The sequence below is a fragment of the Bacillus sp. AFS001701 genome (assembly GCF_002559405.1).
GTDB lineage: Bacteria > Bacillota > Bacilli > Bacillales > Bacillaceae_G > Gottfriedia.
Genome location: NZ_NTZO01000496.1, coordinates 1 through 8495, shown reverse-complemented (window position 1 = coordinate 8495; position 8495 = coordinate 1). Strand labels below are relative to the sequence as shown.

The following is an 8495-nucleotide window of genomic DNA, read 5'->3' as shown; positions in this document are numbered from 1 at the left end:
GTCCATGGGGGTGGGGAAGACCTTGGTAAATTAAAAAAATATTAAATTGGGTGTCTCATTGGTCAATGTACTTTTTTAGACACTTTTTTTGTTTTGAAAAATACTGATCCGTGAAAATCAAAAAATATCCCACAAGGAAAATATGTTCCTTGTGGGAAGTTTTATTTTAGAATTAATCTTATTAAAAATGGAATAAGAATAGAGGCAACTATCGCACTAAGCGTCATTGCTATAGAACTTATTGCTTGTTCAATTTCCCCATATTCTGCTGCTTTTGCTGTACCTACTCCATGTGATGAAATTCCATACGAAGCGCCAATTGCAACAGGGTGGTCTATTTTAAGTTTTGATAGAATAGCAGGACCAAACATTGATCCTGAAATACCAGCAATCATTACATATACAACCGTTAAAGACGGAATACCACCAATCATTGAAGTGATGCCCATTGCTAAAGGGGTTGTAACTGATTTTGCTGCTAAAGAAAGCAGGATGATTTTTTTTAATCCCAGCCATAGTGATAAGTATACACCTGAAAGTAGTCCGACAATTGTTCCAGCCATTACACTAACTAATATCGACATACAATGTTTCTTTAATGTTGCCCTATGTTCGTATAATGGATAGGCAAAAGAAACAACAGCAGGACCTAAAAGCAAATTAATCCATTTACCTCCAAGCATATACGATTCATAAGTAATGTGAAGATTTACAAGCAGGATGATAATTACTGTTGTAGAGGTAACAATCGGAATCAGTAACGAGTATGTGAATTTAGCGTACATTTTTTTAGCAAGAATATAACACAAAATCGTTAAGAGGATAAATAGCAAACTTTTAATGTCCTTCATTCGTATCCCTCCCAATTAATAAATCAGTTGTTTGTTTTTTATGGGCTCTCGAAGTAAGATACGAACTAATGCTTGCAGTAATTGTAAATACAATTGCTGTACTAATTAATACGATTATAATAGAAATTAAACCGTGAAAGTTTAAAATAGAAGAATAATTCATTATCCCTACAGTAGCTGGAATAAACAAAAGCGTTAAGTGCTTACTTAAAAAATTACTCCCATATCGAATCCATTTTTCGTTAAAGAATGGTATAAATAGTAAACAAAATAATAACATCATACCAATAATACTTCCCGGAATAATTAGATGAAATTGTTGCTGAATAATATTTCCAATAAAAAATAATAAGTAAAGAAAGCTTATTTGGACAACCAATTTTACAAAATTCATTTTCAACATCCTTTGATTCTTACTAACTAGTAGACTATTAATCTTATTATTGTACAATAAATTATGGCGAAAATGTGAACTTTTTTCGTTATGATAAAAATGCATCTTTTTATAAAAAAGATTATAATAGTTTTATAATATAAATAGAGGAAGTTATATAATATGAAATCATTTGTAGCGTTCGATTTTGAAACGGCAAATTATAATCGACATAGCATTTGTGCTGTCGGTTTTGTATTTGTTGAAGAAGGAGTAATCGTTGACCAAGTTTACTCTCTAATTAATCCTGAAGAAGAATTTTATTCGATGAATATTTCTGTGCACGGAATTAGGCCAAGAGATGTACAAGATGCACCTCTTTTCCCAGAATTTTATGAAACGATTAAAGACAAAATTGAGGGGAAAACATTAGTAGCACATAATCTAGCATTTGATGGTTATGCATTAAAAGATAATTTATCAAGATATGGTGTACCTTCAGCTTTAAATAATTTACTATGTTCACTACAGCTTGCTAAGAAGGTATTGCCAAAGCAATCTCGTTATTCATTAGATACTTTATCAAGTCAATTCGGTATTTTATTAGAACATCATCACCATGCATTAGCGGATGCTGAGGCTTGCGCGAAAATATTTCTTCATTTAATGAAGGAATATGAAATCTCATCATTTGAAGAGTTATATGAGAAAACTTCAATTTATCACGGACAAATTCATCAGTTTGATTATCGTTCATCATTAGTAAAACCGAAACCTAAACGTAAATTGGAGAAAAAAGTATGAAATTAATATCTTGGAATGTAAATGGAATAAGAGCATGTGTACAAAAAGGATTTTTAGATTATTTTAATGAACAAAAAGCGGATTTATTTTGTATACAAGAAACGAAGTGCCAAGAAGATCAAATAACGTTGGAATTAGACGGTTATTATCAATTTTGGCATTCTGCAGTAAGAAAGGGTTATTCAGGTACTGCAATTTTTACGAAACATAAACCATTAAATGTAAGTTTTGGATTTAATGGTAAAGAAGAAGATCAAGAAGGTAGGGTATTAACCTTAGAATTCGAGAAATTTTATATGGTAAATGTTTATACGCCTAATTCTCAGCGAGATTTAGCTAGACTACCAATAAGATTAAAATGGGAAGATGATTTTAAAAACTATTTAAATAAGCTCGATGAACAAAAACCCGTCATCTTATGTGGGGATTTAAATGTCGCACATAATGAAATCGATTTAGCAAATCCAAAATCAAATCGTACGAATTCTGGCTTTACGGAAGAAGAACGTGGTAAAATGACAGCAGTATTAGAAAGTGGCTTTACTGACAGCTTTCGATTTTTAAATCCAACTAAAGAAGGTTCATATAGTTGGTGGTCTTATATGGCAAAAGTCCGTGAACGAAATATTGGATGGCGTATTGATTATTTTATTATTTCAAATAGACTACAAAGTGAACTAATAAATTCAGAAATTCACTCCCACATTATGGGTAGTGATCATTGTCCAGTTGTTTTAATGATGGAAGATTCGATCATTTAAATATAGAAGAAAGCCCTAAGATTTTAGAGCTTTCTTTTTTTATATAGGCATTTAGTAAGTCAACGAGAAGCAATTATGCGTAAACTAAAGTTAGGACAAAGTATAAAAATTGTTTGTAAAACTACTTAAAAGTAGAAAAGGATGTGGATTCCTATGAGTATAAAATGGCTAGAATGGGCACAGAGAATCCAAGCAATTTCTCAAGCAGGATTGACCTTTACGAAAGATGTTTTTGATAAAGAAAGGTATGAAGAACTAAGACACATAAGTGCTGATATTTTAAATCATTATTCAGAATTACAAATTGAGGAAATCGAAGGATTGTTTCGCAATGAACGGGGGTATCCCACACCAAAGCTTGATGTTAGAGGTGTCGTTTTTAAAAATGGTAAAATATTATTAGTAAAAGAAAAGCTAGAAAATAAATGGTCTTTACCAGGTGGTTTTTGTGACGTTGGGTTATCAGCTTCAGAAAATGTAGTAAAAGAAATTTTTGAAGAATCAGGCTATGAAGTTGAAGTGAAAAAACTACTAGCAGTTTTAGACATGACTAAGCATGACCATCCACCTCATTCATATCACTACTACAAATTATTTATACAATGTGAAATTGTTGGTGGCAATCCCTCAATTGGAACAGAAACAAGTGATATTGATTTCTTTGATAAAGAGCATTTACCAGAGCTTTCTCTCAATCGAAATACTGCTTCTCAATTAGCATTAATGTTTGAATATTATCAAAATCCTAATAAAGAAACTTGTTTTGATTAAAGATAATTTTAAAAAATAGATAAGATGTTAAATAAAATTTTAGAGTTGCTATAAGCAGCTCGATTTTGTTTTAAAGGGGACAAAGTTTTAAAAATGATTTGAACGAAATGAAAAATATACATATTTAGAATAAAAATAGAAGGAACATACTAAAGCAACTTTAAAGGAGAAAGGATTTGAAAACCAATTTTATGGATTATGTAAAATTCGAAAATGAATTAAAAAAAGAACGCATTTCAACTTGTCTTATTTATCAAAAAGGAGAAATTAAATATAATTTTTATAAAAATTCAAAAAGCGAAACAAAACTATTCAAAATTAATTCTGTAACGAAAAGTGTTTTATCGATTTTAATAGGTATTGTCATTGATAATGGATTTATAGAAAGTGTTGAAGTACCAATAGCTAAATTTTTTCCAAATATTGAAACGAAAAAAAGAGACATTACGATCGAACATTTGCTCACAATGACACCTGGATATGATTGGCAAGAGTGGGGAGAATGGGGTGGGCGTCCCTTTCCAATGATTAATAGTAAAGACTGGATCCAATATGTACTTGAAAAAGAAATGGTTAATAAACCAGGTGAAAAAATGATTTATGATTCTGGAGCATCTCAAGTACTAAGTGCAATTATTCAGATGGTAACGAACGAAAAACTATCTATTTTTGCAAAACGAATGTTATTTGATCCGTTAGGCATAAAAGAGTTTATTTGGCATGAAGATTCAAAAGGAATTAATATTGGTGGATTTGGCTTAAGTTTGACGGCAGATGATTTACTGAAGATTGGGATATTAATGATGCAAAAAGGAAAATGGAATAATAAACAAATTATTTCAAGTGAGTGGATTGAAAAATCAACAAAAGCGAAGTACCATACATATCCGCATGTTGGTTCATATGCCTATCATTGGTGGGTGCTTGTAAATAATGAGTTAAAGGATCTTGATTCAACGATTTATTTTGCCATGGGCTATGGAGGCCAATTCATCTTTATTTCACCAAAAAATCAATTCGTAGCCGTTTTTACAAGTGCAAAATATATCAATACTTCTACCCCATTAAAAATCATTCAAAAATACTATCCTTTACTATTAACTAATGAATAGGACTTAAAATGTTTAGTGAAGGTGGATACAAAGACCAAGAATTAATAATTCAAGATGATCGTTACTCTTTCATTTAATCTTTTTAAAATAATCTTGATCCTGTAATTCCTATTCCTACTTCTAAATTTTGTATGATTTTTTTATTTGAGAATAGGAATTTACAGAAAAATGTCGAATTAAGTAATTAGAAAATATAAACAACAACTTGATAATAGCTCCAAGAAGGGATGAAGATTGATGTTTTTGGTGACAGAAGACTTCAAAACGTTTATTAGGAAATATCCAATCACAACAATAATGGTTGGTTTATGCACTATATTAGCGATTATTACGACATTTTTAGGTGGGTATACGATTGAAAATATCATAAACTTAGGTGGTTATGAGCACGAATTAGTAAAACAAGGTGAAATTTGGAGACTTTTTACTTATGCATTTATGCACGGAAGCTACGCTCATTTTTTTATGAATATGACCTTTATGATTATTTTAGGTAGACCTTTAGAAAGAGCGTTAGGTTCAGTTAAATTTTTACTATTTTATTTATTATCGGTTATTCTTACAGGACTTATTATTAATTTTAACTATTCGCCTAATACAGTTGAGACAGGGGCATCCGGTGTAGGCTATGCATTTTTAGGAATGTATTTATTTATTACTGTATTTAGAAAAAAGATGCTCTTTTCAGATGATCGAAAGTTTGTCATAACATTTTTAGGAATTGGTTTACTATCTTCATTAATTATCCCGTCGACAAGTTTAACTGGTCACTTGGCAGGTATGGTTATCGGTTTTATCATAACTCCTCTATTATTAAAAAAGAGTGCAAGGTTTCAAAACTCTGTTAATGTTTAGAATACATATATTTTAAAAACAAACCTAGTTCGGAATGGACTAGGTTGTTTTGTTTAGTTTAGTTTTTCATTTGTTAGAGTGCTCATTCTTAATTTAAAAATCATATAGATTTATAATCCTGTCTGCTGTTTGACGGTTTCTACATAAATTGTAGAGTTCATTAAAAAATCGTTCAACTTCATTAGGAGTACTCGGAATTGGTATTTCTACTTGAAGTGAACCAAATACTTGTTTGAAATAAGCTTTTCGTTCAGCGTTTTTGCCGTCTCGTTTCAATGGATTATATTTCCAAACTAAAGAAAATTGTCCATCTTGCTCACGAATTTCTCTTATTTCTGCAGCGGTTGTAGATTTATTTTCAACATATATGACTAAATAAAAATTTTCATTTCGATGCCAGTCGATTAATAGTAAATAATAGCTTTCTTCCTCGACTTTACTTAAATGAAAGGCTGAAACAATTGGTTTTCCGTTTGTCCATTGTTGAAAATTTTGTAATGTATTAAAAGTTGTTGGTATTTCTTCAATATTAAATAAAGAATTATTTGAAACCATCCAATTTTTAATCTGCTTTGAAATACTGATTGCAAATTCTTTTTTCATCTTATACCTCTAACTTAATTAAGTCCTTTTCATTATCATATCATCAAAATCAGCTTAATAAAATTCCTCCTTGTAATAATCTACCATCTATAAGTTAAAGTCAAAATACTCATATTATTAATGATGATTTAACTAAGGAGGATTTTATAATGGCAAGAGGTAAAAGCTTTAATCATAAGAAAAAAGGTCATGAACCAACTCATCCAAAAGGAACACTAGTCGCACCTGAAGACCGTAAACATGAAGATCGAGAAGAAGATTATATTGTGACAGAAGAAGCATTTAAAAACCGTATTCAATAAAAATTGATAAAATGGGACTCAGAATTTATAGATCTGAGTCCATGTTTATGTTTGCTACCTTATATTAACTTTCGTTGAAGTTTAATAAATGGATTAACTGATTTTTATTCACTACTTGAAACAACAATGGAATAGGTGGTCCACTTGTTCTATTTAAAACAAGCCGATAGATCATTGTGAAAAAAGTTTTTTGATTTGCTTTCATTATTTTTTTATCGTCATGATTACAAATCGAGTATAATTGTTTCATTAATTCAGTTTGATCTTGGGGCTCGTTATTTAATAGGTAATCACATAAATTTTTCAGCCAAAATTGCTGTTCTTCGGTTAAAGAGTGATAAAATTCAATAGCTTGTTTTTGGTTTATCATTATATTTTTTTGTGGATTGTATTTTTTGATCCAATATTCAGCCAACTGACTAATTTTCTCTATTTCAATAAATGAGAAAGTTTCTCCATTATTAATAAATATGTCTTTTAATAGAGCTACATTGTAATTAACGAGAGGCAGAATGCTAGCAACATGATTAAACTTTGGATATTTTTTATCAATTTTGCCGATATGTGCAAATTCGACCGATTGGCAAATATCTAAATCGAGTAAAGTTTGATCAATATAATGTGATTGATACCGTTCAAATTCTGAATAGTTTTTAATCACATCTTCATCTAGACCGATATTAAATGCTGCTGTTGGTTTATATTTAGCAAACATAAAGAGAATAACTTCGGGTAAATAGATTTCCATTAACTCAGCTGGGGTAATTAAATTACCAGAGGAGCTCGACATTTTTTGATTTTGACCTTTTATTCCAATAAATTCATAAGGTGTATAAAGAGGTGCATCAAAGTCAAATATGGCTTTAGCAATTTCTTTTGAAACATTGTAACTACCGGTTTCAGATGAATGATCTCTTCCACCAGGTTCAAAGACAACATCTTCTTTCTTCCACCTCATAGCCCAATCAATTTTCCAGTTTAATTTAATATTGTTTGCAACTTCTATAGATAATTGATTTGAAAATCCACAACGACATGAATAATCTAAAGTTTTGCTTTCATGATTGTATTGAGTAATTGAAGGATCATCTTTTTCGCAATTTTCACAGTACAGTGTAATAGGGTAAAAATCATTTCGTTCTTGTTCATTTGGAACACTTGTCTTGAACTTCTTTAAAATATCATAAATTTCTTTTCTTTTTTCAATAGCATGTATAATGTCTTCATTGTATCTTTCAGATTTGTATTCTTTACTTTGATAAATAAACTCAACCTCAATACCTAGTTCAGATAAGGATTTTTCAAATTCCTTTTCAAAGTGTTCAGCGAATGTTGAGTGACAGCCAAATGGGTCAGGGATATTTGAATAAGCTTTCCCTATAAAATGATGATACGTTGGATGAATATTAGCCGGGACCTTCCTAAAACGATCAAAATCATCCCAAGAAAAGATAAATCTTGTTTTCTTACCTAAATTATTTAAAGCTTTCACAACAAAATAAGTTGTGATGATCTCACGAAAATTTCCAATATGAACCGACCCGGATGGGCTTATGCCAGATGCACATACATAAGTTTCTTTATTTGGATATTTTTCAATTAATTCATTTGCGATTTTATATGCCCAATGCATGTTTTCACCTCAAAATTATTTTTATTTAACAATTGCAAATAAAAAAACTCCCACCCCCAAGATTTATCATCTTGAGGACGAGAGTTGTTATAACTTCGTGGTACCACCCCAGTTTATTGATATGTTACCATACCAACCTCATTTAGGTACGGCACGAGTGCTTATACCCTATCTCTATAACGGGAGAACCCGGCGTACCATCCCTAAAGTAAACTTTAGTTCCATACGAAGCTCCAAGTCTTTTTTCGTAAAGTTCATTATTACTCCTTTTTCAGCACTCCGGAGCTCTCTGTAAATAATTTTAACCTTACTACTTTTCTCTTCACAGCTTTTAAAATTCGAAATATTAATTGTTATTATATTAATCAAAACAATATTAATTGTCAATTAAATTTAAAGTTGAATAAATTGATTTAAATACTGTTTAAAT

General features: G+C 30.5%; 10 protein-coding genes and 1 other annotated feature. Of the genes, 6 read left to right on the top strand and 4 right to left on the bottom strand.

What is annotated here, in order from left to right:
• Positions 1–161 precede the first annotated feature (161 nt).
• The gene (locus CN514_RS21650; RefSeq protein WP_286141789.1) at positions 162–851 is read right to left on the bottom strand and encodes an LrgB family protein; all 690 of its coding nucleotides are present in this window, start codon (positions 849–851) and stop codon (positions 162–164) included.
• Entirely contained in the window at positions 838–1245 is a 408-nt protein-coding gene (locus CN514_RS21645) for a CidA/LrgA family protein (protein WP_176526024.1), read from the bottom strand. The genes CN514_RS21650 and CN514_RS21645 overlap by 14 nt, the downstream gene beginning before the upstream one ends.
• A 162-nt stretch (positions 1246–1407) precedes the next feature.
• On the opposite strand from CN514_RS21645, the gene CN514_RS21640 reads away from it, so the two are divergent.
• From CN514_RS21640 to CN514_RS21620, 5 genes are all read left to right on the top strand, one after another.
• Positions 1408–2028 carry a 3'-5' exonuclease gene (locus CN514_RS21640; RefSeq protein WP_098234350.1) on the top strand — a complete coding sequence of 207 codons (621 nt, stop codon included), beginning with the start codon at positions 1408–1410 and terminating at the stop codon, positions 2026–2028.
• Positions 2025–2789 carry an exodeoxyribonuclease III gene (locus CN514_RS21635; protein ID WP_098234349.1) on the top strand — a complete coding sequence of 255 codons (765 nt, stop codon included), beginning with the start codon at positions 2025–2027 and terminating at the stop codon, positions 2787–2789. The genes CN514_RS21640 and CN514_RS21635 overlap by 4 nt, the downstream gene beginning before the upstream one ends.
• Before the next feature lie 153 nt (positions 2790–2942).
• Positions 2943–3560, top strand: a complete 618-nt coding sequence (locus CN514_RS21630; protein WP_098234348.1) for an NUDIX hydrolase — start codon at positions 2943–2945, stop codon at positions 3558–3560.
• Positions 3561–3736: 176 nt separating this feature from the next.
• A complete protein-coding gene (locus CN514_RS21625) occupies positions 3737–4672 on the top strand; it encodes a serine hydrolase domain-containing protein (protein WP_098234347.1) in 936 nt (311 codons plus the stop codon).
• Between the two features lie 237 nt (positions 4673–4909).
• Positions 4910–5527 (top strand): rhomboid family intramembrane serine protease, encoded by a 618-nt coding sequence (locus CN514_RS21620; RefSeq protein WP_098234346.1) that lies wholly within the window; start codon positions 4910–4912, stop codon positions 5525–5527.
• 93 nt (positions 5528–5620) lie between these two features.
• On the opposite strand, the gene CN514_RS21615 is transcribed toward CN514_RS21620, so the two are convergent.
• Entirely contained in the window at positions 5621–6130 is a 510-nt protein-coding gene (locus CN514_RS21615; protein WP_098234345.1) for a hypothetical protein, read from the bottom strand.
• Between the two features lie 149 nt (positions 6131–6279).
• Here CN514_RS21615 and CN514_RS25950 point away from each other — a divergent pair, with 149 nt between their 5' ends.
• On the top strand, positions 6280–6432 hold the full coding sequence (locus CN514_RS25950; RefSeq protein WP_167374910.1) for a hypothetical protein: 153 nt from the start codon (positions 6280–6282) through the stop codon (positions 6430–6432).
• Positions 6433–6496: 64 nt separating this feature from the next.
• Here CN514_RS25950 and lysS read toward each other — a convergent pair whose 3' ends face one another.
• Positions 6497–8065 (bottom strand): lysine--tRNA ligase, encoded by a 1569-nt coding sequence (lysS, locus tag CN514_RS21610; RefSeq protein ID WP_098234344.1) that lies wholly within the window; start codon positions 8063–8065, stop codon positions 6497–6499.
• 70 nt (positions 8066–8135) lie between these two features.
• Positions 8136–8400 (bottom strand) — a binding site (T-box leader).
• Between the last annotated feature and the right edge of the window lie 95 nt (positions 8401–8495).

What these genes read in the sequence shown, in the direction of transcription:
- CN514_RS21650 (WP_286141789.1), bottom strand. Translation starts at nt 851, where the DNA reads ATGAAGGACATTAAAAGTTTGCTATTTATCCTCTTAACGATTTTGTGT.
- CN514_RS21645 (WP_176526024.1), bottom strand. Translation starts at nt 1,245, where the DNA reads ATGAATTTTGTAAAATTGGTTGTCCAAATAAGCTTTCTTTACTTATTA.
- CN514_RS21640 (WP_098234350.1), top strand. Translation starts at nt 1,408, where the DNA reads ATGAAATCATTTGTAGCGTTCGATTTTGAAACGGCAAATTATAATCGA.
- CN514_RS21635 (WP_098234349.1), top strand. Translation starts at nt 2,025, where the DNA reads ATGAAATTAATATCTTGGAATGTAAATGGAATAAGAGCATGTGTACAA.
- CN514_RS21630 (WP_098234348.1), top strand. Translation starts at nt 2,943, where the DNA reads ATGAGTATAAAATGGCTAGAATGGGCACAGAGAATCCAAGCAATTTCT.
- CN514_RS21620 (WP_098234346.1), top strand. Translation starts at nt 4,910, where the DNA reads ATGTTTTTGGTGACAGAAGACTTCAAAACGTTTATTAGGAAATATCCA.
- CN514_RS21615 (WP_098234345.1), bottom strand. Translation starts at nt 6,130, where the DNA reads ATGAAAAAAGAATTTGCAATCAGTATTTCAAAGCAGATTAAAAATTGG.
- CN514_RS25950 (WP_167374910.1), top strand. Translation starts at nt 6,280, where the DNA reads ATGGCAAGAGGTAAAAGCTTTAATCATAAGAAAAAAGGTCATGAACCA.
- lysS (WP_098234344.1), bottom strand. Translation starts at nt 8,065, where the DNA reads ATGCATTGGGCATATAAAATCGCAAATGAATTAATTGAAAAATATCCA.